Here is a 26,956-nt window from a genome sequence, read left to right on the forward strand (position 1 = left end):
ATGTCTAGCGAAGCCTGGCAGTATAAAAGAGAGTGTATAGCTCATTGCTTGAGAGTACTTGGCTACTCAGCCCTAATAATATTGTTATTAGTCATAACGCCGACTTTCTCCATTGATGCAGGAGAGATTGTGAATAAAATCCAGCAAATTTATGCCGATTTTGAGATTGATTGGTATTTTGAGTTACTCATTGGATCATATGCGGCAGCGCTTGTGGTAATGCATACTCGCCAGGCTAGGATTTGTCATCGGTTGTTTAAAATACAAATAGAAATCGATAGGATTAATCAAGCTATTTGTGAGTGCAATGAGCATTGAGCTAGCGATATCTTTTCCAAGGTTTAAGGCTCTAATTTACGCATATCTAGCTCGACATTTAGCAGCGAAACACGGCTGGATCGAAAGTAACTATTGTGGGCAACCTCAGCTGACCCACAATAGTTAGCATCCAGTTCTAGACACTTTAATCTTTGCTGTGCTTAGCACGCTTTTTCTTTTTGCCCGTGCCGGCCGGTTTGGCGCGCGGCTTCATAGGCGCAAAGTAAGCCTCACTCTGATCGTCCTCGACCTCAAAGCCAGCGACTTGCTCGCGCTCTAAACGCAGTTTGTTCTTTTTCTCGATAACCTTAAAATGGTGGTAATCATCATAATCGATCAGCGACAGACCAAGGCCCACCTCGCCAGCTCGACCACTACGGCCAATTCGATGCATATAATCCGCCGGGCTACGAGGCAAATCAAAGTTGATCACAACAGGGAGTTTTTCAATATCCAATCCACGCGCTGCAATATCAGTGGCAATCAGAACTTGGATTTCACTAGATTTAAATCCATCGAGTACGCGTGTACGAGCGCCTTGACCCTTGTCACCATGGAATACCTCAGCGGTAATACCGCGCTTGGATAGCTTCTGCGCTAGGTGGTTACAGGCATTTTTGGCATTCACAAAAATCAAAGCTTGTCGCCATTTATGCTGTTTGATCAGGTGCGCCAAGACAGCTGTTTTTTGTCCTTTATTGACGCTAAATACACGCTGTACCAGTGTGCTTGCCTCAGCACTTTGTAGCTGAACCTCAATAGGGTCTCGCAGCAGTGACTTGGTCAATGTGGTGACTTTTTCTGGGAAAGTAGCAGAAAACAATAACGTCTGCTTGTCCTGCGGCAGCATTGCGAGGATCTTATTGAGCTCTTCGGTAAAGCCCAAGCTCAACATGCGGTCCGCTTCATCTAGCACCAAGGTTTTGACCTGATCAAGCTTGATAGCATTGCTGCCAACGAGATCAAGCAATCGGCCTGGCGTCGCGACGATGATGTCGCTGCCACCGCGTAGTGCCAGCATCTGTGGATTCACTGAGACGCCACCAAAGACAGCGACCGTTTTTACCTCGTTGCGCAGATGATACGAGTACGACTTAATGTTGTACGCCACTTGAGAGGCAAGCTCACGAGTTGGCACCAAGATAAGGTGTGAGACATAGTTTCCACTACGATGATGCGAGGCTTTATCCGCGGAGGCTTTGAGGATCTGTTGCAAAATAGGCAAGGCAAACGCCGCTGTCTTACCAGAGCCCGTGTTCGCTCCCGCAATCAAGTCCTGTCCGTCAAGAGTGTGCGGGATAGTTTGTGCTTGAATTGGGGTGGGGTGCTGGTATTCCAGCTCGCCAAGTCGTTCAACGAGGGTTGGGATGAGGCCAAGGTCTTTGAACGTCACTGGGGTGGTCGAGTCTGTCATGCTTAGAAATTGCTCAAGGCTAGATAAAGGGCGTGTATAGTAGACTATTTAGGCCAGATGCGTTAGTGAAATTACATCATCGCAAACGATGAGTTGAACATAAGTGGTAAGTTGTGATCAATGTAGCTCACAATAATTCAATCAAATGTTAGAACACTGTTATGCTTATTTTGGTGATCATGTAGTACTTTCGAGGTAGATTTTCACCTGCGTGTGTTATAGACCACTACTTCTTACTGATAGGTGCTTCTAATTGATAGATGCATATTGTTAATTGATGGTTTGGTGTTGTGAAAAGCAGAAAGCGATGATCGACCTATAACAGATAACGACAGTAATAAAGGAAAGGCTAGAATGAAAAATACAACACAATGGATTAAACCTTGGCAAGCATTGCTGCTAGCAGGCTCAATAATGATCGTCGGTTGTGATAGTGACTCCGATAGTAGTGGTAGCAGTAGTAGCTCGCTGTCACGGGTGAATATTGATTCACTTGTTGATGATGGCGTGATCTCTCAAGATGATTTAGACAACCCGACAGAAGCGGTTTTTCGAGTTGTGGTTGAACACTTGGGTGCAGAAACTGCAGATTTAAGTGACACCTATGATCTGCCGTATGTCCGATACAATAGTGAGGGCGTGCCCAAGGCGTTTGTATTCCATGATGATGGCACATACACCTATTACAGCTCGGGCAGTGCACGCTACTCAGGGCTTTATGATACCCTTCAAGGCACGGTCAATATGGGGAACGTTGAAAACACACTGAGAACTTGGCTTGCTCCAATCGAGTTTGATCAGGCAACACAATTGCTATCCGCGGTTATCTACTACGAAGATGACGATGAGAACGAGCAGGAGTTGTATTCCACGATCTTTGCTGAGGATCGCCAATTGTCACTTTGTACCACTGGAGATGCAGACTGGGATGATGATCTTGATATACCAACGCCTGAAACGGCTGCTACGTTGTCACAGTTTGATAGTTTCGTGAATGGGTGTATCAATCAACTTGATGGTCGCACAGCGTCATTTAGAGAAAAAGATTATTATGGTCAGACGGTTGAGTTCCTATCAACTTATGACGATTCAAGTGAAGGGGACTTTTTTAAGGTTGAGCTAACCGACGTTGAGTCCGATGATGAGGGGTGGTTGGAAGCAACTGCTTTCATTGGTGACGTTCCTATAGGCGCGACATGGAACGTAGTCGAAGGTGTGCTGAATATCATGGCAGAAGACGATGGCTATCCGGTCAGTATAGTGGTCAAAGCGGTGGATAGTAATGGACTAAAATACTCTACCAAAGTGTTTATGCTGAATGATCGTTATCAAGAGCAGGGTATCGAGGATGGTAAAGGCGATGTCGCTGCTTATTATGTTGAGATCAATAATCCGCTTTAATTTGCGTTGATTGACCTTCCATAGACAAAGCCCACGGTTTATGTGGGCTTTATAATAAAATTAAGCCAAGTAGATTTAAAGCTCGGCGGAGTGAATCAAACAGCGTGTTTAATTTTATCCCTGATAACAATGCTGCTGCATGGCTAGGCAAACTTAGGCTAAGTAAAAACAAATTTGTGTTGGAACACGGGTTTTGTGGGAGGTATATAGTGAGTTGTAACTATACAGCTAGGTTGGGCTGGGCAGATAAGTAGTGGTAGCTAAGCTGCGCTGATATTGTGATAGAGGTGGCGATTACTCGACTACCGATAGCGCGCCTTTATCTTGTTGGAGTTATTGTATATCAACCGATGTCTTAAATGGAGTTAAAGTCACATTAAACACTTCCATTTTTGTTTACTGTAATATTACTTGCTTTATAAGTCGATCAACATGTCATAAACAGTACACCAATATTGTGCTAAATATCTAAAGGTTAGGGATAACATGATTTATGCATATTTGTTTGAAGCGAAGTCCATTCAGCAATACCTGTTTAGCTCTGGAAAGTTAAAGGATGTTATTTCCGCGAGTGAACGCCTAGATAAGCTCATTGATAATGATAAAAATAGCGTATTGAGCCGGGTGCTTGAACGCGCGCAACTTGTCTCCGATTTGAATAAGGAGACAAATGAAATCGGCGCTATCCATTTCCTGCGCTGTAAAGGAGGGGCGTTTTACTCTGTTTGCACTGATAGAGAGCCGCTGAGTCAGTTACGCTCGATTTGGACATTAACCATAGCACAGCTCTTTCCTTCGTTAGAGTTTACCGATGCACTGGTGAGTGAAGAAACACTGCATTCTGCGCTCGAACTAGGGCACAAAACACTGGCGCAAGACAGAAATGCCCCCAAGTTAAAACTTCCTTATGCTCCTGGGCACTCAGAGCGTTACTCGAGAACAGGGGCGGCCGCAGTCGTGTTGTCTGCATTGGCTAGTAGAGCAGTCCATCCCGATGAAGCGACCGATGGTACGCCGCCAAGTTTAGATATTGATACAGAAAAACACCGCCAAGCTTACCAAGCCTTAAACCTTCGTCATGATGCCGCGCTTCAACACCGCTTCACGCCTAACGGGTTGAAAGAAAAAATCAGTTATCCCATCGATTTTGAGAATCAGTTTGAATTTTCTTCAAAGGGAGCACTGGAGCAGTTGTCTAAGTCTCAGCGTGAATCGGTCAAAGATATGGCATTGATTCATATTGACGGTAATGGTCTAGGCATATTGCTAATGAAACTCAAGCAGTCTCTGAATGGCTGTGATGATTCGCGTTATCGACGAGTATTTCGCGCGTTTTCTGATGCGCTTAATGCATCAACAATGGAAGCGGCGAAAGAGGCGACCTTTTGGCTGTATGAACAGGTGGTCAAAGAAGGAAGTGAGATTGATGCTGATGGGCGATGCTGCTTACCAATGCGACCAATTGTGTTAGGCGGGGATGACATTACCCTGTTTTGCCGAGCAGATTTGGCCTTGACCTACGCACGCAAATTCTGTCAAGCCTTCAAGCGCGCCTCAGGTGAACAATTGAAGAAACTCGATCTTCGCCTTAAGGGAGTCAAATACCTTACGGCCAGTGGTGGAATTTTGTATAACAAGGCTGCACACCCGTTTATGCACTCACACCACTTGGTAGAGGCTTTATGTGACAAGGCGAAAGTGCTGACCAAGAGCGTCTATGGTATCGAAAATAATGATAAAGTTGGGCCATCGGCGTTAGCCTTCTATCGTTTATCAAACACGACAACACTATCACTGTCTCAAGTTGAGGCACTCACTAACGATGTGCGTCAGGGTGATGAACACCTACATTTAGCACAGACCGCCTATTTCGTTGAGCACGATGACAATATCCAAATAGCGGGTTTATCCCACCGAGCTCTAAGCCATCTCGATAAGCTGGTCAGTTTGGTTACAAGCAAAAGCGACAGTCAAACCAACTCGCTCTCGCTGGCTAAGTTCCGGCAAATGGCGGGAGAGATTGCCCAAGGGGATCTCTCCGAAGCTCAACGCATCTATTACCGTGCGCTCTCCTTGGCACCGAAAAAACACCAGCAGGCCTTACAAACAGCACTGGCTAACCTCAATCCGCATTGTGAGGCTGCGTGGTATTGGCGAGGATCCAAGCCAAAAGAGCTGCAATCGTTCCTAAGTGACCTTCTAGTAGTGGGGCACTATCAACTGGTCGACCCACCACAGGCAAACAAAGACAAGAGTAAGACGGTCGTAGCGAAAGAAGCAGAGGTGCAAAATGGGTAAAACTCAATTAACTCTTAGTTTAGATATCGTCAGCGAATGGCATATCGGCTCCGGTGAAGAGGGAGGGGCGAAAGCGGATAGTTTGGTGCTCAAAGATGCGCTAGGTTTACCCTATGTACCGGGTCGCTCCTTGAAAGGCTTGATCCGCGAGGCGGTGAATACAGCAATGGACAACCAGTGGTTCTCGTCGGATTTACTCAGTGTTTTAGGTCAGGAGGGCACGCAGATAGACAGCCAGAGCAGTTTACATGTGAGTAGTGCTTGTCTCTCTACCGAGGACGTGAGCTATTTTCGAGATAACCAGCATAGTGCCGCCCATCTGTATCGCGTGATCACCTCCACCGCGATTGAGGGCAAAACCGGGGTGGCAAAGCCGACGAGCTTGCGGTCTATGGAAGTCGCCGTGCCTATGCGATTAACCGCTAAATTGGAATTAGTGGATAAGGCTCAGTTGTTGGTTGAGGAGTTTAAAGCGGTATTGCCACTGATCACAAGGTTAGGAGCCAAAAGGCAACGAGGATTAGGTCAGGTTTATGTCAGTGTTGAATCGGTTAGGGAGAGTGTTTGATGCGAATTTACTACACAATCACAACTATAGAGCCGATCATCATCAGCGGTTCAACCGCGACGACCAATGGTCATCAAAGCCTTGATTATATTCCGGGCAGTGCAGTGCTGGGAAGCATAGCTGGCACGCTCTACCCTTTGGTCTCTGAGGAGATTGCTTGGGACTTGTTTCATTCAGGTCAAGTGCAGTACAGCCCTTGTTATCCACTAGTCAATAATGAGATTACATTGCCTACGCCGGCTTGTTGGCACTACAAGAAACTGACACAACCGATTGTCGATGATGTGTATGACCCCGCTCAGGTCAGCAATCAAGCCAGCCCGGACTTTCAGCGCGCAGAAGGCATCCAGTATAAACAGTGCCGCGACGGCTTTGTCGCATCCGATGCGCGTGTGGGCAAAGTCACGCTCGGTGTCACAACCAAAACAGCGATAGAGCGCAGCAGCGGGAGCGTGAAAAAAAGTACGCTATTCAACTATCAATATATCGAAAAGGGCCAAGTGTTTGGTGGATACATTGAGTATGAGAGTGAAGCGCAAGGGGTACTCATCCGTGAACATCTACTGGGTGAAAAACGGATTGGTCGTTCAAGACACACCGAATTTGGCTTGGTGGATATTCAAGAATGCCACCGACAAGATGAAGTCGTTGAAACATCATTACTTGATGATCGCCTGGTTATTTGGTGCCTCTCAGATTGTCAGCTGGTCTCCCATCAAGGCTTACCGACATTTACCCCGCTGTTGAGTGAGTTGATTGAGGGAGCAAAAGGCGAGTTGGATACCGCTCACAGCTTTATTCGTTCCAAGCGTATCAGCTTATTTAACCGAGCGCGTGGAGGGGTGGATAGTGAACAAGCGGTGATCGCTAAAGGGTCGGTATTGGTGTATCGCAATGTAAGTCTCACTACAGCGCAGTTAAACTTAATCGGCCAAAAGGGGATTGGCATCAATCGCCAACAAGGACTGGGCTGGGTAGAGGTCAACCCGCACTGGGCAGCAAGTGCGCGGCTTAATAAAGCCCCTTTGTTTAGCCGCTATCTGCTAGCGCCTAAGCTGGAAAAACAGCCAGAGTCTGACGTCTCTCAACCTGAGTCACTTCTCGTGAAATGGGTACACAGTAAGCACCAAGAGCAAGTAGGTCAAGTTGAGCAGCACCAGAAAGTTAATGGATTGATCGCTGATATTCTCTCGGCATATCAACATGTTCGAAGTTATAACCGGGTTGGCACGCAATACGCTATAGGCCCGTCGAAAACACAATGGGGCCGAGTCAGAGCAGCCGTTGCGACCAAGCCAGAAAACTGGCAAGCGCTGCTCTTTGCCGGGCGAACAGAGGTCAAAGGTGAAGCCGTTTGTAAAAGTGCCAATGACCCGTTCGGCTGGGGAGCAGCTTGGAACAATGGCCAGCAACTAATTGACTTTTCGACCTATATTAGCAAGCTGTTTGCAGACTGTTCTCTCACTGTCATCGCCATCGCAACGGAGCGATTGAGTCGTTATGACTTGTCTTATGCCAATCAGGTGGCGCTGGCGCGTCATGAGTTACTGCAAACCGTCGAAACGCAAAAAGAGGTGCAAGCATGAGTGAATCACATCAAACCATCACAGTCACTCATTTAGTCTTGGAGACACAAAGTCCAATGGCGATCAATACGGGGGGCAGGGAAACTCAGTTCGACACGGAGTTAATGCGTAATGTCAATGGTCTCCCCGTGATACCAGCAACGGCGATAGCAGGTGTATGGCGCCATCTTGCGCAACAAGCACTACCTGACTGCGCCGATTTATGGTTTGGTTGTACTGAGCAGGCTTCTGTGGTCTCAATCTCCAATGGCGAGTTGCTTGATAGCCATGGCCGGCGAGTAGAAAATTATCTCAGTAAAGAGCAACTAGAGGACGATCCAATCCTTTCGTTGTGCCTCAACCAACGCCCTCACCACCGCGATAGAGTGGCTATCAATGACCGTGGGGTCGCCAAAGACACGGGCAAGTTTGACCAAATAGTCTTGCCGAAAGGGCTACGATTTCAAGTCACCCTAGAGTGGGGCGATAAGCCACACAAGAGTGGATTCGTGCCCCAGCAGGATGACTGGCAACAATTGTTGTCATTATGGTCGCTACGCACTTTTGCACTGGGGGCAAATACCCGCAATGGACTAGGGCAAATTAAGGTTATTGCAAGTACTGAGCATAAGATCAATCTCAAACAAAACCGCGCGGCGGGAACACAGTTAACCAAAGTAAGACAAGAGTGCCTGCCCACACAGCACCAGTTATCAGAGGTATTTGACGCGGATGATGCCGGTCAATCTTGGTCAATCCCTTTAATCGCGCTAGACAATTGGCGCTGTGGCCAAGGGACTCAACTGCTGTCGAAATCACTGCCAAGGGATTCAGTCAATATCATCACTTACTCCGAGCCGACGATAGACTGGCAAAAAGGCCAGGCCCGGATCACTGAGCCGGTGCCAATATTATGTGGCAGTAGTATCAAGGGCATGCTCGCGCACCGCATAGCTTATCACTATCGCCGCATCGAGCAACAATGGGCGCAAGGCATGGCTGACGCTAGTCATGATGAATGGCAGCAGCGCCCTAAAGCACTGAGTGAGTTATTAGGCTGCGCCGATGACGAGTCAGAAAACAATATTGCCGGGTCGCTTTGGGTCGAGGACGCAACCTTGGATTTTGAGCACACGGTCATTCGCCAACACAATAGTATTGATCGCTTTACCGGTGGTGTGCGCAAGGGGGCCTTGTTCAGTGAAGAGCTGCTTTATCAACCGAGATTCACCATCAATCTTTACTTGGCCAAACCGCTGACAGACACAAGTCTTGAGCAGGCACTGAATTGCACAATAGAGGATCTGCAAGCAGGCATGTTACCAATGGGAGCGGGCAGTGGTCGCGGTGCCAGTCTAGTTATCAAGGATGAACAAGGAGTGATGGCATGAGCATAAAACAGTACAATCATTTGGCCCAAGACTCGCATCAAACACTCGCGGTCAAAATACCTCAAATGACCTCAGCGCAACTGTCACTCCAAACAATGCAAGGGGAATGGGAGCAGGTTTTACAAGCCATCACTCGCCTTCAACCCACAGACGGTTGGGTCATGTATCGTGATAAGGTCGAACTTAGCGCTGACTTGCCCACTCGCCAAGACGTGTTAGAGGCGGAATATGCCAACGGCACTCGCAGCCTTGCGATTCGATTATTAAGCGCAAAGAGGTATCAAATGACCGAGTTTGATTCTTCAGACAATGAGGGTGAAACCCACGCCTATTACGAGCAATCGCTGATATTGCGTAAGCACCTCCAAGGTCAGGCACAAACGGCCCTTTATCGGATTTGGTTTGAACAAACTGACTCGCGCTGGTTACCAAAAGCCCAACAGTTTATCGGATTGAGCAAGGAGGCTCATTATGGCTGAGCAAATGCACGCACCTTACCATTTTGTGCCCCTGTCAAAGTGGGTCTATATGCCTGAGTGGGCACACCTCGTCAGTCATGATCACCCTTTTTCTGACGGGCATTCAGGCGTACTTGAGTACACCCTTACGAACCACACAGCATTGTGTGTGGGCGATCAGCCGGACTCAGACGAGTCAAGTTACGTGCCGTTTGTCAAAGACCCACAAAACCGGCCGATTATACCGGGCTCCAGCTTAAAAGGCATGCTGCGTAACGTCATGGAAATCGCCAGCTTTGCCAAGTTCGGCTCGATCGACGATCGACGCTTCGCTTATCGTGATATTAGTCATTCACGCACGAAATATGCAGAAGAGCTAAGAGATACCAAGGCGCAAGCCTATTGGTTGAAATACTGTCAGAAACGTCAAGCATGGACCTTTCGCAAGGCACGCCACACGGTGATCTTTCATGATGATCTCAATCTTGCCTACAATACCGCGATATCTAATGTCGTATTTAAAAATGAAAAAGGCACACGCAAAAAAAACCTAGTACCGACCCAAGAAAAGTACGCCAAGTTTCCCCTTGCGAAAAGGGTGACATTCTCTTTGGGTCAGCGAAGTGTTATGGGTACAAAAGGCAACATGGTGACCGTCGATTGTGCCACCAAGCTAAAACAGGGTGAACTGAGTGGCTCTGTGGCGTTCAGTGGTTTTCGCCCAGGCAAAGATAAGGATCAAAAGGTCCGCCTTAACTTCAGCTATGTGTTTTTTGCCGAGGCTGAAGAAACTCAGCTGAGGCCGACAGCCGCACGAGTTGTTCAAGACTTTTTTGACAATCATGATTCCGACCTTATCGATTATTTACAGCAAAATCCTCATCCAGACTATGGCATACCCGTGTTTGCACGCGAATCGAAAAATGGTGATATTGTCGCTTTAGGTGTGGCCAAAATGCCGAAGAAAAGCTACCAGTTGGCTACTCAAGATCTGTTGCAACAAAATCAATCGCTGGCACTCTCACCGAACACATTTGACTTGGCAGAGTTGATGTTCGGTACCTTGCGTGAGCACGGCTTTAGCCTGAAGAGTCGGGTGTTATTCTCTGATGCCAATTGCACTCGGGTCACCTCGCTGTCAAAGTCAGCGCCTGTTGTGTTAAGCAGCCCCAAAGCCAGCTTTCTTGCGGGGTATATCGAACAAGCTGACGAGCGCGTAGCGGGCGAACTTGCCAATTATCAAACTGGCAGTCGGCTTAAGGGTTGGAAACGTTACCCACGTCAGGCGAGTTTTTCGAACCAGGCGACCGTCCAAGCTGAGGGTAATGAAAAGATGCAAGCAAGCCTTGAGTTAATGGCGCCCAACGCACAGTTTTCAGGAAAAATCCTGTTTCACAACTTAAAAACAGAAGAGCTTGGTGCCTTGCTCTGGTGCATGCAGTTGGGTCAGCATCAAGCTGACACCCAACATAGCCTAGGGCATGGGAAACCTCTTGGGGCGGGGCAAGTGTCTTTCTCGTCAATACAGCTCACAAGCTTACGCTCTAATGGCGAAGGGACTGATCAGCCCGCTGCTATAACCGCGTTTGTGAATACAATGGAACAGGCCTATCCTGGTGATAGTTGGTCGTGTAGTCCGCAAGTACAACACCTGCTCGAAATGTCGAAAGCCAACGACGCAAAGCTAGAATATATGGACCTTGAGACCTATTCTTATCACCAAAAAGGCAACACCAAGCAAACTTTGCCTAAATGGAACCACCTTGAACGCAACGAAAACCTCAAGCAAGATCAAATTAGCAGCTTTGCACGGGGTAGATTAGCCAACCTGTTTGATAAGCACCGAGAGGCGGGATACCAGGTAACGGCCAAAGAGTCTGATTTGTTTGGCCATGCCGAGCAGTTGGCTGAAAAGGAGAAGTTCGCTAGCTTATCAAAAGTCGCCCAAGCTTACGCGACGCTGTGCGAAAAATTGGCAGCGGCAGAGGTGCGAGCCTCCAAAGAGCGTCGTCAAGGGCTTAATGCAGAACTCGAAAGCCTGTTAGCCTTGGCCTTAGAGGAAGATTTTGAGTATGCAGAGGAGCTACTGGTCATGTGTCAAGATACCCAGCGCACTGCCTATCTTGACCTTGCTAAGAATCCCAAAAATAAAAAGAAACTAGCGCAACGTAAAGCGACACTCGCCAAGCTCGCGCAGCACTATGGGTTGGAGTATCAATAATCGCCTATGTTAGATGCTTTGATCCCGATTGCCGAGTCTTTCTCTCTGCTTAAGTTGCAGCTCACCTTGAAGCTTGATGCGCCCACCAGACTGCCGGCGTTTAAGGGCGCGATGTGGCATGGACTGCTTGGCCATGCCCTAAGAGCCTATGATGCACAGGCTTATCATGTGTTATTTGGTGCTCACCATCAGCAGCAACCTAAACCTTACGCACTGGCACCCGACGGAGACCATAAAATCGAGTGGGGTCAAGGTGAACTGCTCAGCTGTGAGCTGAGTTTGTTCGGTGACGCCTGCCAGTTGGCTAATGTGGTTGTTGCGGCGCTGCAACAAGCCGGTGATCACCCTGAAATCGGTATTGGTGAGCGCAGAGTGTCTTATCAATTGCTGTGTGTTGGCTCATTGCAGCCTTTGGGCCTGACGCCTGGAATAAGAGTCACATACTTAGCAGATTGGCTGAGTATGCCAAGGCAAGCCGCAGAGCAGGAGGTTGCTTTGCACCTGCTCACTCCTGTGCGGATAAAGCACCAGAACCGCATTATCACAAACACAGCACCCGAGTTGGAGTTTTGGCTAAATCATACCCTCAGGCGTTTAACCCAGCTCAGTCGTTATTGGGCGATTGACAATGCAGGCTTGTTCGATGCCCTGTACACTCAGGTTTATTCTGTGGTTAGATCTCCCGTTGATACCCAGTCGCACTGCTATTTTGAGGACTGGCAACGCTATTCAGCACGCCACGAGAAAACCTTGCCTCTCGGCGGGCTGAAGGGGCTAGTGAGTTTTTATGGAGACTTAGCCCCAGTGATCGATGTATTAAAAGTGGGGGAGTTACTTCAGTTGGGTGGCAAGACCACATTTGGCTTGGGTAAGTATCAGTTAATCGCGAGCATATAAGCAAACAAGCATGAATGAGTTAGTTTTATGGTCTAGCTCTATGAGGTGAACGATGCTGGTCATATAATGCGCTCGAATAAACAGCCCTTATCTATTCACTTTGGTTATTTATATATATTTCAATGCTTTAAATTGAAAAATGCAACACTGTAATAACGTGGGTAAATTAGTGTGATAGATGTCAGGTTTTTTGCAGCAACTTGCCTCTGGAGGCCTTGATTTTAAAGGGCTGCAGAGGGTAGAGTATTGAAGGTGCCCTGATTAGAAGGGATTAAGACATATTACTCACGCCCGCAAAGGCACCCAAAACTAAGTATTGAAGGTGCCCTGATTAGAAGGGATTAAGACTGAGGAATAACACTGGGGTCTTGCCCTCCTCCAAGTATTGAAGGTGCCCTGATTAGAAGGGATTAAGACCACCTCTCCAGTCGCGTCCACCGATTGAACCGGTAGCGTATTGAAGGTGCCCTGATTAGAAGGGATTAAGACAGTTTTCACGTCCCATTTCATCGTCGGTGTATATGTATTGAAGGTGCCCTGATTAGAAGGGATTAAGACAGTGGTCAAGCGACCATCTCGCGTTAGCTAGTGGTATTGAAGGTGCCCTGATTAGAAGGGATTAAGACGGATTTTTCTTTTTTCTTCTTCTAGCGCCTCAGGCGTATTGAAGGTGCCCTGATTAGAAGGGATTAAGACATAAGAAACAACACCGGTTCCTGCCCTTCCTCCAAGTATTGAAGGTGCCCTGATTAGAAGGGATTAAGACACATTGTACCTGTCTGTTCATCTCATAAATTTCTTGGTATTGAAGGTGCCCTGATTAGAAGGGATTAAGACAGAGTAACTATCGACCCATGGATTCTTCCATCTGGAGTATTGAAGGTGCCCTGATTAGAAGGGATTAAGACAGATAGTCGAAGGTCAGAAAAGCGACAGTCCAGGTATTGAAGGTGCCCTGATTAGAAGGGATTAAGACAAGGGAGTGTAGGTAGATCCAGTAGGTGAACTTCTGTATTGAAGGTGCCCTGATTAGAAGGGATTAAGACACGAGGTCCGTGCTGTTGATAACTGCCCATAGGGTATTGAAGGTGCCCTGATTAGAAGGGATTAAGACACTACGAGAGTACGGCTATCATAGCCAGAAGTAGGTATTGAAGGTGCCCTGATTAGAAGGGATTAAGACATCTCATCCCAAAAGTCATCATTTGCAATTTGTTGTATTGAAGGTGCCCTGATTAGAAGGGATAAATCAACGATGTCCCTTTCCCGCCACTTGCTGTATTACGTATTGATAATGCCCAAATTGGATGGGCATAAATCAAACAACGTTGTTGCCAAATGCTAAATCTTATTTGCCTACCGAGCGATTTCTTCCCTAATAAGCCAGATTTTGCTCTACAAATTTGTCTTCCCCCTTTTAGCTCATAAAGCTTTTTACAATAGTTACACAATCGGATGATAAATCATTTCGGGGGCGTCTATGGAAAAGCTAACTACCGCGTTACGTCAATTAACCATTGCGATCAACAACCTTAGTCAAGCACTGAGTGAATTCTCTAGCCAATCAACTATACAGCTGGCGAACGAACCTAAGCACAGCATTATTCCCGAACCAGTCACTGACACGGTTATTGCAAAGCCGGTCATAACATCCGATACCAACAGTGAAACGCACGACTTTCCAGAGAGAATTGCGCAGTGGTTTCAAAAATATCAGTTGGGATTTGATCACTTTAACCCTGCGAAAGGTGAGACCAACAGCTCACGAAAAATTGCCTTATTGTTGGCAAAGCAGTTTGCAGATTGCCATGAAATGGTCGCACTTCTTAATCGGATGTCAGATGGCAATCGCAACATTGTTATGGATTTACGCAATCACTCAGTAGAGACTATCGCCAGTTGCTGCGCATTGAGTCATGCATTAAACGAAGCCGGTTTTTTGCAGCAACGGAGTTACAAAAAAAGCCCTGTGTGTCGCTTGAATCTAAGAAGTAACGGATTGCCTGTGACCAAGAGCTTTTTTAATGGTCGATGGTTTGAACAGGCGGTGGATATGCAACTGGCGGCCTTGTGTGAGAGATATAAGGAAATGTGCTGGACCAAAAACATCGTGGTAAGAACGGCGCAAGGCCAGCAGCGTGAGATGGATTTTATTCTTAGCTTCCACAAGCAGGTGTTTGTAATTGAAGTCACCATTGGTGCTTGGCAGAAAAAAGCCACACAGATGCTCTCGATGGCGAATAAACTCAGTATTCCCGTTCGCCAATGTGTCGTGATTTCACCTGGCACTTACACATCCGCAATGGATGAGTTTTCGCAACTACATGGGTGTCAGGTAATCACTTTCTCCAGACTGGAGCATTGGCTGGAGTCTCTGGACAATCAAAGCTCTAAGCAGATTGATCATGATGACATTATTGACATGGAGACTTATGCAGTATGAATGACATCATCAGCCCTTCACCCTGTGTTGACACTCAAGCGCTTGAGATGGCGTTTCTAAAAGTCAAAGAAAATAAGGGGGCGGCCGGTGTCGATGGTGTGACGATTGAGTGTTTCGAGCAGGGCAAGCAGCGTTATCTTTCTCAACTCAAGCTAGAACTGGAGAGGGACGCATGGACCCCGCAAGCTTTTAAAACCTATGATATTCCCAAATCAAACGGCCAATCCCGGCGTATCGCGGTCCCCACCGTAAGGGATCGAGTGGTACACACTTGGTTAGCCCAGCAAATCACCCCAAAACTTGACGCGATTTTTCTAAGCTCAAGTTTTGCTTATCGAAAACACAGAAGTTACATAGACGCAATAAAACGCGTTGAGTTTCTGCGCGACAGCGGATTTCAGTGGGTAGTAGATGCTGATATTAAACAGTATTTCGATAGTGTCTCTCATCGGATTTTATTCGAGAAACTATCAGTAACACTGGGCGATTCGCAACTGTGCCAGTGGATTGAGAGAGCAATCACGCTAGCGCAGTGTGATACACAGGGGCAACTTGCTTATGGGCGGGAAATAGGCAAAGGCATACCCCAAGGATCAGGTTTATCACCGGTTTTGGCTAACCTCTACTTGCATGAGCTTGATCATACGATGCAAATGCATAAATTTGCGCTGGTGAGATATGCGGATGATTTTGTGGTGCATTGTCAGACTGAACAGGAGGCGCACAGCGCCCTTGCACAAGTGGAAAGGGTACTGGCGAAATTAGAGCTTGAGTTAAATCCTAGCAAGAGTGGTATCCGGCACTTTTCTGATGGTTTTGTCTTTCTCGGCGCTCAGTTTATTGATCAATTGACCTTAGCCTCAAGCGAACACACCGAGCAATGTTATTACCAATATCCCACGCAGTCACTCACAGAGCAGGACAATGAGGCCGATATAACCGCGCAACCCGAGTTAGAGCATGTGCACGAGCCTTTATCTCCACACTACCAGCAATTAAACGCATTGATTGAGGGTGATTTCGAGTCTGACGACGTTAAAACAGAGCCTATAAAGCAATCACTAAGTCAGATAGCCAAGTTACGAACGCTGTATGTTCAACGCCAAGGGAGTGTTCTCTCCCTGAGAGGAGGGCAGTTGATTGTCTCTTTCAGAGGTGAGGAGTTACAACGGTTTCCAGCCTCTAGCCTAGATACGATTTGGCTGTTTGGTAACATTCATCCCACATCGGCCGTCACTAAGCACTGCCTTGCCCATGCGATCCCCTTAGTCTATTTGAGCCAGTCGGGTCAAAGGCAGGGAATGTTATCAAGTCTAGAGGTTAAGAACCCTTTGCTACTGCGTGCTCAGGTAGAAGAGGGGAATCAGCCCGAGATTATTATTCAACGCGCAAGATTTATCGTCACACAAAAATTGAGCCATCAGTTAGCACTGCTGCGTCGATGGAACAAGCAAGGCCTACCGACAGAAGACACAGTGATCAATGGTCTCATTGATGCTCGAGCACACAGCGGCCTTTGCCAAGACATCGCACAACTTCGTGGTTACGAGGGGATGGGCGCGCGTTTCTATTTCCAGCAATGGAAAGCATGGCTAGCAACTCAGTGGAGGTTTGAGGGAAGAAACCGTCGACCCCCTAATGATCCGGTCAATGCCTTATTAAGTTATGGCTACCAATTGCTTTTCAATAATATTCAGACCTTGCTTGAGTTGCGTGGACTGAGCCCATTGTTTGGTTATCTACATACGCAAGCAACCGGTTTTCCAAGTTTGGCCCTCGACATGATGGAGCAATGGCGTCCATTTGTTGTCGATGAGGTTGTGTTGCGTATGGTGCTGCGCCAACAGTTTTCCCCCAATGACTTCACCGTTGCAAGCGATGGCTGCGTGATGAGCAAACCGGTTCGGCAGAGTTTCATTGCTGCGATTGAGCAGCGGATGCAGCAATCATTCACTCATCCTCAACTAAGAATTAGGACTGATCTGCGTCGATTTATGGATATACAAATTATGGAGTTACGTGAGCTGATTTTACATCAACAAGGGGCGCTGACTCCGCTGCGCCTGCGTTGATAGAGGGGAAGTCAATGCGTGCATTATATGTGATTTGCTACGATATCAGTGATGACAAAATACGCCGATATGTTGAAAGAAGGCTTGCCTGTTACGGGCTTCGAGTGCAATACAGCGTGTTTGAATGTTTACTAACGCCCAGCCAGTTGGTTCGATTGCGCCAGCAATTGTGTCGATACATCGACCCAGAGACCGATGCATTACACTATTTTTCATTGTGCAAACATTGTGTCAGTAAGCGTCTATTGCATGGCAAGGCGCTTCCTTTCAGTTGGCAATCGCATGAGTGGGTAGGGTAAACGATGTTTATCTTGGTGTGCTTTGATGTTTCACAGTCTAGAGTTCGCCGCCGTTTGGTCAGGGCACTGCTCGAGCATGGTTGGCGGATCCAGTATAGTGTGTTTGAGATCCGACTGAGACGCGGAGAATTTACTCGCTTACAACAGAAAATTGATAAACTTTTACAGCCGGGCGACCGCGTTCACTATTACCCTCTGTGCGGCAAGGATATTGGGCAGCGCAAAGCTGATGGAAAAGGAACCATTGCTTGGCATTGCGATTGGTTAATCGTGTCATAATTTGGCGTTTTACCTAGCACAAATATATGGCAACCTGGTCGGATTCAAGGTCAAAGAGATTGGCCTCGAAATCGTCTGCTGACTTCCCCCACACTTTCTTAATGTTGTTTTTCCGTAGACCCCCATCTAAAGCGTTTTGTATGCTCGTAGCGTTTACTGTCTATTTACCTGTTCTGAAAATCTTTCAAGCGTGCTGTGTCGACATCTACCCGATAAATAATGTTGAAAATGAGGCATCGCTGGGGCACAAAAACACGGCCGAATTTGAAATTATCAATCGGGATCCAATAGAATGCGCTCGAATAAAAAAACGTTTAGTATTACTAATGGTTATTTATAATAAAAACATGCATTTAGAATAGATAATGTAACGATGAAAAAAAGGCTTAATACCAATGAGAATTGCGTCACGTTTTTTGCAGCAAATAGGCTCTGAAGGCCTTGATTTTAAAGGGCTCTAGAGGGTAGGGTATTAGGTATGCCCTGATTAGAAGGGATTAAGACATGCCGACGCAGCAGCGCCCCAGCCTAAACCTGCGTGTATTAGGTATGCCCTGATTAGAAGGGATTAAGACCAAAGGAGGAGGTGAAGCCGAACGACTGCTCGGCTGTATTAGGTATGCCCTGATTAGAAGGGATTAAGACTTTTAGTCGCACTTCATTTAGGCAGCAGAAGTTTTGTATTAGGTATGCCCTGATTAGAAGGGATTAAGACGTTAAAAAAAGTGGACTATATGCAAGAATTTCGTATTAGGTATGCCCTGATTAGAAGGGATTAAGACAGACAGTTCTCTTACTCTCTCAGCGACGCCTTGTTTGGTATTAGGTATGCCCTGATTAGAAGGGATTAAGACCGATTAACACGGAACTCATTACCGAGTACGTTGTTAGTATTGGGTATGCCCTGATTAGAAGGGGCAGTAGCTACTACTTTCACAGTCTAACAATGCGCTTGACTCCCTCAATAGAAAACTATCGAGAATATTATTATTGGCACTAAAAAGAGATGCCAAGTAACGACAACAAATTTGTCGGCGCTGAAAACCTCACCATTGGCGTTATTATTGCTCTGGTGAAATTGAGCAATAATGAGTTTCGGTTTCTACTCATGACTCACCACCTAGGTGAGAGAGATCCACTGCGATTGTGGGCAATTTGTGACGCTGGTTTTGAATGGTGAGGATAAAGGCTATGGAAAGAAAAAAGAACATTTTGCTCGCGGTGACAGGTATGTCGCCCGCTGTGGTAACCGAAACAATTTATGCCCTTCATCAAGAGGGCACAACGATTGATGAAATTCAGATCATCACGACTAAAAAGGGCAAAAAACAAGCCTGGTTGACTCTGGGCGTGTCAAAAAACAATCAGCCGACACCGCTTGAAAAGCTTCAGCGCGATTACCAGATACCAGCGATTAAGTTTGATGAGTCAAGTATTCATGTTGTGCCTGATGCCAAGGGTAACTTGGTTGAGGACGCTCGCACCAAGGAAGATCAGGTAGCGTTGGCAGACTTTATTACCCAGAAAGTGCGTGAGCTAACCAGTGATCAAAATAATACTCTGTTTGCATCGCTTGCGGGTGGGCGCAAAACCATGACCTTTTTCTTGGGGTATGCCATGAGTCTGTTTGGCCGTAGACAAGACAGTCTATCCCACGTATTGGTTACGCCGGGTTATGAAACCCTGACAGAATTTTATTATCCTACTCCGTACGTCGATACACACACCAATCGCGATGGGGAAAAGTTAGATGCTCGCGACGCGCAGGTCGAGTTGGCCGATATTCCGTTTATTCGTATGCGTGAAGAAATGCCCACTCGACTGATTGATGCAAAGCAGCCATCAACGTATAGCGAGACTGTCGAGTTGATGAACTTACTTGAGGAAGAGCCTAAGCTCACCATTCACGTCGACGGTAAAAGCAGCAAAGTGCTGTTAAATGGAAAAGAGCTGATACTCACGCCAGTCAACAAAATGTTTTATTGTTGGTTAGCCGTCAGAGCCAAATATTGTGTCGGTGGTATCCCATACGCGACCAATGTCGGTGCCCTAGTCAATCAAGACTTGCAGGATGAGGCGCAATTCTTCTATCAGGTCTTTATCGATAATGACGTTAAGTTTGAGCGCTTTGGTATCGACTTTATTCGCGATCGTAAAAACCAGATTGCTCAAGAGTTGAAAAAATGCTTGCCGGTGGTGTTGGCCAATCAATATAAGGTCACCACGACGGCGAAAACTGACAGCTTTAGCCTCAATGGGATCAATTTACCTCCAGAGCAAATTGAGATCGTTATAGAAGACCCGACTCTCAATGGCTTGCACCATTCATACAGCGGAATAAAGCAAGAGTTTGACTGGCAAGAGTACGTCAACTCCTATGCTCAGCTAACAAGGCAATGCCTGTTTGGCTAATATCACAACAAGGAACTGATCCCAAGCCACTTTGCTCAACCAAAGTGGCTTTTTAGTGTTTAGTGTTTAGTGTTGAGAGAAGTATTCTGACTTTGAGATAATAATGTAACTCACTATATAAATGCATGCCCAGAGGTAGAGTTAGCGGCACGAATAATTTGTCCCTCTTAATTTATTATTTACATAGTGAGATGCATAGAAGTGAACATAGATGCTAAATCTAGGAGGAAAAATTAAAAATCGAGTGATATTTATCTATGGATTGAATGACAGATAATAGGATGCTCTGTAATGGTAATGTTCTTTATATAAATGGATGCATGGTATTCAAATCGCGTTTTGATTAGGTGATAATACTGCAATTATTCTGCGTATTGATATGTAACGGTAATATGCTCTATAAACATTAGTGCTTTGAAGTAATGACACTAATGAAAACTCTACCTGAGATACGGCAGTCATAGTGATAAACAGTGAGAAAAGGACAATTCTCGATGAAGAAGTTACACTTATTATCTGTGCTAGTGCCAGCATTATTCATGGCTGGCTGTTCAGAAGCACCATCTCAAGCGGTATTTACTGATAATGACTCGCGTCTGAACACTCGCATAGAAAATAGAATGAGCAAAACTAGTTTTGATGTCGTTGTCAACTATCTTCAAGAGCAAGATATGAAAAATATCTATAATGCTTACCAAGTTTACGACTTGGTTGGAGACGAAATGAGTTTCGAAGTTCTCGATGTCTCGTCTTTTGATAACAGTGATGGAGAGATTAAGTTAGGCTATGTATTAAAATATAACCATCAATTAAACCTTGCAAAAGAAGAGTGGGATAAAAAACGATCAGAGATAATGCAAGAGTATGACAGCGTTGCGAATCCTAGCATTACAAAACTCGAGGAAGCACAAAAAAACCTGACACAACTTAGAGATTCATTGTCTGAGTATAGGAATTCAATCAAACAACTCGAGAAAGAGTATGAAAATTTAACGAAAAAAAGAAGTGACAATTTTAACAAAATCCTTCGTTTTGCGAATGACCACATAGTTGAGCATGAAATACCGATAAGAAAAGCAGGAAGGATGGATCAAGTAGTATACCTCCGATCTAGAGGCGCATGGCAAAACATTTGTGGTAAAAACGGGTATCATGAAAAACACTTGCGAGTAGAAGCTGGCGAAGGTAAGAATAAGCAATGTCGCTCGGTTGGACTTCACCATGAAATTGAGAAAAATGGTGACATAGAGAAGTTACTTAAAGCGATTGAACCCTTTGTCAATATCGCCTGGGATATAAGCACTGAACGAGCAAATAATCGCGCTAAGCTGTCAAAACTTAATAACGAACTGAGCAAGCGCACTATCATAGCCACGAACAAATTTGGTGATGAGAGGCAGCTCTCAACTACGATAACCAGAACAAAAAAAGAGATTGAAAAGCACAAGACTTGGTTAGAACCAAAGGTGAGTGATGAGGCTAGACGTCACTATATTTCGGCTAGAGTGAGCTCTGAGTTTCAACAACTAAAGCGCAACGCCTCTTCAACGTTTAGTGATTCGGTGAATTCAGCGTACAGTTCTAATCAGAGAGAAAGACAAACAATCGAAGGTGCGTTTACACCTTTTGCATTAGATTATAAAAATAATGACTTTGCCATAGTTTCGTTGATCGATTCCAATTACCCGGTCAGAAACGGTAGGGTTATTATTGATATGAGGTCAAATCTAGACGGCATGAAGCGAAACGCTGATAAGCAAGTTGAAATCGATATCTACCAGACTAGAGGGGTTAGTCCCTATGACCTTATCAAACGGTTCCTAAAGTCTAATGCTATTTAGTGTTTTAATTGATTAAGCACTAATTTAGTTGCGCTTATGAAAAGGGTAAAGAATGAAACTCAAACAGAAATTGATACAGATACTGAAGCTGGAACAGAAACTGAAACAGGAACTGGGGCCGTGGCTTGAACTGGTAAAAACAAAAAAAGAAGTGGAACTAGGGCATGTACAAGCCGGTAGGGATGCTGAAGACTTATTCCAAGGTATGGTTGAAAGACAGATGACCTTCAACCGAGGGACGATATATAGTGGCAAGCGGATACCGAACCCAAACGGAGGACGGTTTGAGATTGATGCGATCATTTTGACGCACTCGCGAATTCACTTAGTGGAAGTCAAGAACTGGAGTGGTATTCTACATGCGTGTGAGGGAGGCTGGAAACAGACAAAAAGGTCCGGAGAAGTCATCGAGCACAGAGATATTCTAGAGCTAAATAAGGAAAAGCTTGCTGCGTTCAGACAATACCTAGAGTCACAGGATGTCGAGTTACCGTCTTACCTTGACGAATTGTTCACGTTCAAGACGATCTTTATGAATGATAAATTGCGTATCGATCCCATCATTCAGCAAGACGAAGATGTTGTCTGTCGCTCTACTTTGGATGCGTATTTAAGAGACAGCACCACAAGTCTTCGCGAAAGGATGCTATCTGCTATTGTCGAAGTGTTGGCGAGTCGTGATGCAGAGATAATCAATGCTGGTCTAACGTCTCAGATGTTAAGTTCGCAACAACAAAGCATCGCGCAATGCCTTGAAAAACTCAGAACCTGGGACGAGGTGGAGCTGTTCGGCGGCCGCATCATTTCAGGGGATGCTTTAAAGTTGGTGTTAGAAAGTCAACCCTACGACCTGAAAGATAAACAAGGTGGGGAAGGGTTCAGGTTGAGATGGGTACGAAATAGGATTTGGAGCTTGCTGCTTGCAAAACGAGGCAAGTCACTCGGTAAGATCAAGCTGGCAAAGGGTAAGCTAGATGTTTCACCTCTCGCAGATAACTACGTACTTTTTCACGCTGCCGGCGACCCTAAACCAACAAAAATACCATTAAAACAGGTCGAGGCATTTGTTAAAGGTTAAGGTTGAGAGTATTTGCAAGGGATATGTATGTCGAACGTAAATATTAACGATTCTACGGAAATTAGCAAACAAGCAATGATTGCTTACTTTGAACAACCAAGTCGCGGTATTGATCTGAACGCAATGAGGGCAGAATACGCAATGTACAATGAAGACGTCACTGGTAAAAAGTGGTTTGAAACACATTATGGTGGTTTTTACGGATCTGAGCCTAGTACGCTTGAATCGACATTGAGCTTTTTCATTGGATCACCGATACTAACGCTTAGTATTCTATTTTTATGTTATTACACTAGGCACTGGTTACTTAGGTTTTGTTTATCAGTGATAACGAATTTACCAAAAGTAATTTATATTATTTTCGATGTTTGTACGAGCCCGCAAAAAGGCAATAGGCTCTATGAAATTGGCAAGCGAGTATCCTATCACCTGATTGAGAAAAGTGTGGATTGGCATGAATCCAGACAGCGTTTGGTGATTAGAAACATGATGGATATCAGAACGGAAAAATAGACTGATAGCGCGTTTTTTTTAGATTGAGTTAGAGGCAATATTGAGTCTATTGCCTCTAGTGTTTATTCGGCTATAGTAAATAGCCCATAGCCATTCGACGTTTTGGCACCGAGACCAAGAAAATCTAAGGCATCAGAAAGCGCTTTGGCGACCTTGGACATATCAATTGCGGCTTCTTGCCCGGGCACAGGTGCAATGGAGAAGTGAAGCACCGCAGGGGCGCAGGATAGAAATGGCACGGGCACTGGATTGATCCAGTCTGCAGGCGCGTTTTTTTGCCCGCCTTCTGACAACCAATTGCCGCAATGTGGTGTCATCACATCAAGCACTAAACTCACCGGCTCGACTGGAAGCGCATCAAAAAAGATTAATCCCCCCTGACTCGGTTCATTTTTGCACTTATCGGCACGCTTGTCCTCACTGCCGAACCATAGCTGAATGGCTTTAAGATCCGGTTGTTGCTGAGTTTCCATCCAGGCTCTGAGTAGACCTTTGATTGAACTACCCGAGAAAAAGGGTACCGCGAGGGTTGGATGCCATTTAAGTCCATTTTCCACCGGGTGAGCGTAGCCTAAACCCGACACCCAGTTCCACTCACTCTTATACTTGAGACTAATTCCGCCAAGTTGCTGCGACAATTGAGTCTGCCTTTGATAAAAACGCGATAATTTTTCTCGATCACCCACAGCGTTTTGACCTGAGCGGGGCGCGCCAGCACTGAGTATACTCTGCAAAAATTTCACTTTACTGCTGGTCTTCTCTTTGCCTTCGCCCTCTTGATCAATCTGCCATTGGCTATCATAGCGATTGAAAAAGCGATTAAACAGCAACCCAGTGTTGGCATGAGTCAAGTCCAGATCATTGAGTACGTCCTGACAACCGAAATAATGAGGTAGTTGATTGGCCATTATGCCTCCTCAAGCGTTTCAGGTTTTTCAGCGGCCACAAACGCTAGGACAAACTTTTGCACCCAGCCCAAAAAGGCCAGTAGCTCAATTTGCGCCATCCGATACTTGTGCATGTCTTCGCTAACCAGGGCAGTAAGCAAATCATGATGAGAGGGATAAACGGCTAACGGTCCTTTGCATAACCAATCTGAGAGCAAGTCGTATAGCTTTTGATAAGCCACCCCACCTTTGCTACTTTCACCGGCTTGAAAGCGTGAGCGGTAGAAAGCAATTGCTTGTCCCAGACCATTGATCTGCACCATGGCGGGTAGCGCCTGCACATAGGCTTTGAGCTCTTTTTGTGCGCTATTCGATAACGCACTGGGTCCCGAAGTGAGTTCAGTGATAACACTCAGTGCATATTTTGCTCTGGTTTGTTCGGCATTGAGCTGAACCTCGCGCGCAGCGGCCTGCTTTGGGGCAGTTTGTGTTTTTTTCGCTTGTTTTTTATACCTAGGCATTGCTTATCTCTCCATCACCGGGTGAGTGGAGAACCAACCCATTCCAACGGTTGTGTTTCCCCCAACTTGCAAATAGTTTCTGCTGCTGATCAAGTGCTTGTCGAAAAGGTCGCTGACTTGCTCTGCCGCCATAGTGAGCCGCCCTCTGCCTGAGCTAAAGCTTAAGCAGTTGTACATGATGGTTTCAGGTGGCAATGACTCTTCGTACCACAACGCGCCATCAACAACGACTTTGGTTTGACTGTTGATGGCAATTCTGGCTTGCAAGGGGATAGCAGCGCGACACAAGTAGTTGAAATGGTCGTTGCTGATGATGGTGAGGTTGGCTTGCAACTCATCACGGTAGTCTTCCCCCACGAGCTCCACGAGTAAGTCAAGCAAGGCACTAAGATCGGCACATTCTGGGCTGAATCGGTACTCTTCGAGATACAGCGTATCTGACTCAATGTCGGTTGCAACCAGCGCTTTTTGTGCGGTCACTTTCAAATCAAGCGCTTTATCAAGCTTAAATCCAAGCCGTTGACGATCTCTTACGTAGCGATTGATCAGAGCGGGGCAGGTTACCCATTTAAAATGGCTGGTCAGCGAACGCACTGGAAGCAGTACTAAGCGTGCGTCAGAAACCATCACCGCGCCTGCATGATCAGAGGCATTTTGCGTATCAGGACCGAATATCGTGATAACTTCATTGCTTGCGAGATCACTGTTCGTTTGCGCGGCACTGCGCCAAGCGCCCTTCATTCCAGAGCCTGCAATCACCGGCCAATCGGTATGCGCTTCACGTTGAATAGGCAGATCAATCAGGTTATCACTTGAAGATGCGCAGACATGAATCGAGGTTTGTGAAATCAACCCGACAAGTTTGTGCTGAATTTTAGACATTATTTTGTATCCTTACACTTATTGTTCTTTCCACGCTAACAGCGTCGCGTTACCGTAGCCAAACTGAGTCAACTCACCAATGGCTTCAACATCTTTTTGAACCAGGCTTTGCTCACTTTTAAGATACCAGCAGCTTCCCTGAGGTAAGTACGCTCGAAGAGGTTTGGGCTCACGCTTGATGAAATCCCAGCCACCAACCTGAATGGGCTTATCACTGATTTGGCAAAGCAGGTCCACTTGTTTGCCATTGATGCTAAAGCGCCAAATATCATGGTCGTATTCGCTCGATGAATCATGCGTTATTTTGAACGCATCGGGAGGTAGCCAGCCTAGGTCAGATTGTAGATAGACGGGTGAGCCAAAGACGAGTTGATAGGTACTGCTGTTAATCTGGTTGTTATCTATTTTATCGGGTTGAGACGACACGCAAACAAAAGCCATTCGCCCCTCACCACCAAAGCGAACAATTTGCTCGCTCTCGCCTAGTTCAGAGGCCAGCTCCATAGGAAGCCCATGCACAACCATTTTAATCGCCACATCTTCAAACCTGCTGTGACTGACCCGAACATGTCGAGTTTGATAGAGCATCCCATCAACGCTAGTCGCAGTGTGGTTATCTCTTGAGATCCCAAGGCGCGGCTCGTCAACAATGAGATCTTCAAGTGTGACGACGTCTTTATGGCTAACGGGGTGGCCAATCTTGTAGTTGTGCCAACCCTTGGGCAGCAGCCAAGATTTACCCAATGGTTTAGCGCGTTTCTGCTTCGGTGGAAGGCAAGGTAACCTGACTCGCCCCAAGTCACAGGCAATGGGCTGTTTGGCGATTAATAGCCGCACAAGCTTGTTGTCCTCGGTTTTCAGCAAGTCGGCCGGGGTTGGGGCGAGCTCTTGCCACTTTCCGGCGTGTTTGACCACAATCTTGGGATGCTCAAAACGCAGTTTCCCCGTGTCATCACCGTTACCGATGAGTTCGTTTGGATTAAGATTAAACTTGAGTTGTTGCTCTTGACCACGATGATATTTTTGCCAGTCGATACCTAAGGTTTCACCAATCAGAGAGCGGATCGTCCCGGATAAGGTGGCGCAAGAGGGGGGAAAGGCACTGGAAAGTTCGCTTCCTCCAACCGATTCCATCGGTCGTGATTCCTTGAAAAACCAAGTGTCTAGCTGAGTAAAAACAAAGCTTGTGGCCATTGGG

22 protein-coding genes and 2 CRISPR repeat arrays are annotated in these 26,956 nt (G+C 46.2%); of the genes, 17 read left to right on the top strand and 5 right to left on the bottom strand.

Going from position 1 to position 26,956, the window contains the following annotated elements; genetic code table 11:
- The gene (locus ACSTTG_RS13745; RefSeq protein WP_438475218.1) at window positions 1–318 is read left to right on the top strand and encodes a hypothetical protein; all 318 of its coding nucleotides are present in this window, start codon (window positions 1–3) and stop codon (window positions 316–318) included.
- 145 nt (window positions 319–463) lie between these two features.
- Here ACSTTG_RS13745 and ACSTTG_RS13750 read toward each other — a convergent pair whose 3' ends face one another.
- On the bottom strand, window positions 464–1,732 hold the full coding sequence (locus tag ACSTTG_RS13750; RefSeq protein WP_438475219.1) for a DEAD/DEAH box helicase: 1,269 nt from the start codon (window positions 1,730–1,732) through the stop codon (window positions 464–466).
- A 354-nt stretch (window positions 1,733–2,086) separates the two neighbouring features.
- Between ACSTTG_RS13750 and ACSTTG_RS13755 the strand changes: the two genes are divergently transcribed.
- The 16 genes from ACSTTG_RS13755 (at window position 2,087) to ACSTTG_RS13830 (ending at window position 23,468) form a co-directional block, all read left to right on the top strand.
- On the top strand, window positions 2,087–3,133 hold the full coding sequence (locus ACSTTG_RS13755; protein ID WP_438475220.1) for a hypothetical protein: 1,047 nt from the start codon (window positions 2,087–2,089) through the stop codon (window positions 3,131–3,133).
- A gap of 486 nt (window positions 3,134–3,619) precedes the next feature.
- Window positions 3,620–5,431: a Cas10/Cmr2 second palm domain-containing protein gene (locus ACSTTG_RS13760; protein WP_438475221.1), complete on the top strand. Its 1,812-nt coding sequence runs from the start codon at window positions 3,620–3,622 to the stop codon at window positions 5,429–5,431.
- Window positions 5,424–5,999, top strand: a complete 576-nt coding sequence (locus tag ACSTTG_RS13765; protein WP_438475222.1) for an RAMP superfamily CRISPR-associated protein — start codon at window positions 5,424–5,426, stop codon at window positions 5,997–5,999. Before ACSTTG_RS13760 ends, ACSTTG_RS13765 begins: the two co-directional genes overlap by 8 nt.
- Window positions 5,999–7,585 carry a hypothetical protein gene (locus ACSTTG_RS13770; RefSeq protein ID WP_438475223.1) on the top strand — a complete coding sequence of 529 codons (1,587 nt, stop codon included), beginning with the start codon at window positions 5,999–6,001 and terminating at the stop codon, window positions 7,583–7,585. The genes ACSTTG_RS13765 and ACSTTG_RS13770 overlap by 1 nt, the downstream gene beginning before the upstream one ends.
- On the top strand, window positions 7,582–8,955 hold the full coding sequence (locus ACSTTG_RS13775; RefSeq protein ID WP_438475224.1) for an RAMP superfamily CRISPR-associated protein: 1,374 nt from the start codon (window positions 7,582–7,584) through the stop codon (window positions 8,953–8,955). Before ACSTTG_RS13770 ends, ACSTTG_RS13775 begins: the two co-directional genes overlap by 4 nt.
- Window positions 8,952–9,434 (top strand): hypothetical protein, encoded by a 483-nt coding sequence (locus tag ACSTTG_RS13780; RefSeq protein ID WP_438475225.1) that lies wholly within the window; start codon window positions 8,952–8,954, stop codon window positions 9,432–9,434. Before ACSTTG_RS13775 ends, ACSTTG_RS13780 begins: the two co-directional genes overlap by 4 nt.
- Entirely contained in the window at window positions 9,427–11,634 is a 2,208-nt protein-coding gene (locus tag ACSTTG_RS13785; RefSeq protein WP_438475226.1) for a TIGR03986 family type III CRISPR-associated RAMP protein, read from the top strand. Before ACSTTG_RS13780 ends, ACSTTG_RS13785 begins: the two co-directional genes overlap by 8 nt.
- A gap of 6 nt (window positions 11,635–11,640) precedes the next feature.
- Window positions 11,641–12,531: a CRISPR system precrRNA processing endoribonuclease RAMP protein Cas6 gene (cas6, locus tag ACSTTG_RS13790; protein WP_438475227.1), complete on the top strand. Its 891-nt coding sequence runs from the start codon at window positions 11,641–11,643 to the stop codon at window positions 12,529–12,531.
- Window positions 12,532–12,774: 243 nt separating this feature from the next.
- Window positions 12,775–13,784: a CRISPR direct-repeat array (repeat unit 36 nt; unit sequence GTATTGAAGGTGCCCTGATTAGAAGGGATTAAGACA).
- Window positions 13,785–14,011: 227 nt separating this feature from the next.
- Window positions 14,012–14,974, top strand: coding sequence for a PDDEXK family nuclease (locus ACSTTG_RS13795; protein ID WP_438475228.1), 963 nt, complete (start codon window positions 14,012–14,014; stop codon window positions 14,972–14,974).
- Window positions 14,971–17,046, top strand: coding sequence for a CRISPR-associated endonuclease Cas1 (cas1, locus tag ACSTTG_RS13800; protein ID WP_438475229.1), 2,076 nt, complete (start codon window positions 14,971–14,973; stop codon window positions 17,044–17,046). Before ACSTTG_RS13795 ends, cas1 begins: the two co-directional genes overlap by 4 nt.
- A 14-nt stretch (window positions 17,047–17,060) precedes the next feature.
- Window positions 17,061–17,345 carry a CRISPR-associated endonuclease Cas2 gene (gene cas2 / locus ACSTTG_RS13805; protein ID WP_438475230.1) on the top strand — a complete coding sequence of 95 codons (285 nt, stop codon included), beginning with the start codon at window positions 17,061–17,063 and terminating at the stop codon, window positions 17,343–17,345.
- A gap of 3 nt (window positions 17,346–17,348) precedes the next feature.
- Complete coding sequence (cas2, locus tag ACSTTG_RS13810) at window positions 17,349–17,624, top strand: CRISPR-associated endonuclease Cas2 (protein WP_438475231.1); 276 nt, start codon at window positions 17,349–17,351, stop codon at window positions 17,622–17,624.
- Window positions 17,625–18,093: 469 nt separating this feature from the next.
- A CRISPR array of direct repeats spans window positions 18,094–18,478; the repeat unit is 35 nt; unit sequence GTATTAGGTATGCCCTGATTAGAAGGGATTAAGAC.
- A gap of 337 nt (window positions 18,479–18,815) precedes the next feature.
- On the top strand, window positions 18,816–20,036 hold the full coding sequence (gene csm6 / locus ACSTTG_RS13815; protein ID WP_438475232.1) for a CRISPR-associated ring nuclease Csm6: 1,221 nt from the start codon (window positions 18,816–18,818) through the stop codon (window positions 20,034–20,036).
- A gap of 494 nt (window positions 20,037–20,530) precedes the next feature.
- Window positions 20,531–21,877, top strand: coding sequence for a hypothetical protein (locus ACSTTG_RS13820; protein ID WP_438475233.1), 1,347 nt, complete (start codon window positions 20,531–20,533; stop codon window positions 21,875–21,877).
- Window positions 21,878–21,929: 52 nt separating this feature from the next.
- Window positions 21,930–22,955 carry a nuclease-related domain-containing protein gene (locus ACSTTG_RS13825; RefSeq protein WP_438475234.1) on the top strand — a complete coding sequence of 342 codons (1,026 nt, stop codon included), beginning with the start codon at window positions 21,930–21,932 and terminating at the stop codon, window positions 22,953–22,955.
- Between the two features lie 27 nt (window positions 22,956–22,982).
- Window positions 22,983–23,468 (top strand): hypothetical protein, encoded by a 486-nt coding sequence (locus ACSTTG_RS13830; protein ID WP_438475235.1) that lies wholly within the window; start codon window positions 22,983–22,985, stop codon window positions 23,466–23,468.
- A gap of 62 nt (window positions 23,469–23,530) precedes the next feature.
- Here the strand turns inward: ACSTTG_RS13830 and cmr6 are convergent, their stop codons facing one another.
- Genes cmr6 through ACSTTG_RS13850 form a run of 4 tightly spaced genes read right to left on the bottom strand, consistent with a single transcriptional unit; the run spans window position 23,531 to window position 26,952 of the window.
- Window positions 23,531–24,376 carry a type III-B CRISPR module RAMP protein Cmr6 gene (gene cmr6, locus ACSTTG_RS13835; protein ID WP_438475236.1) on the bottom strand — a complete coding sequence of 282 codons (846 nt, stop codon included), beginning with the start codon at window positions 24,374–24,376 and terminating at the stop codon, window positions 23,531–23,533.
- Entirely contained in the window at window positions 24,376–24,876 is a 501-nt protein-coding gene (cmr5, locus tag ACSTTG_RS13840; protein ID WP_438475237.1) for a type III-B CRISPR module-associated protein Cmr5, read from the bottom strand. The genes cmr6 and cmr5 overlap by 1 nt, the downstream gene beginning before the upstream one ends.
- A 3-nt stretch (window positions 24,877–24,879) precedes the next feature.
- Window positions 24,880–25,758, bottom strand: a complete 879-nt coding sequence (gene cmr4 / locus ACSTTG_RS13845) for a type III-B CRISPR module RAMP protein Cmr4 (RefSeq protein ID WP_438475238.1) — start codon at window positions 25,756–25,758, stop codon at window positions 24,880–24,882.
- 18 nt (window positions 25,759–25,776) lie between these two features.
- Complete coding sequence (locus ACSTTG_RS13850; protein WP_438475239.1) at window positions 25,777–26,952, bottom strand: type III-B CRISPR module-associated Cmr3 family protein; 1,176 nt, start codon at window positions 26,950–26,952, stop codon at window positions 25,777–25,779.
- Window positions 26,953–26,956 lie beyond the last annotated feature (4 nt).

The organism is Vibrio glycogenivorans, from assembly GCF_051660965.1.
GTDB lineage: Bacteria > Pseudomonadota > Gammaproteobacteria > Enterobacterales > Vibrionaceae > Vibrio.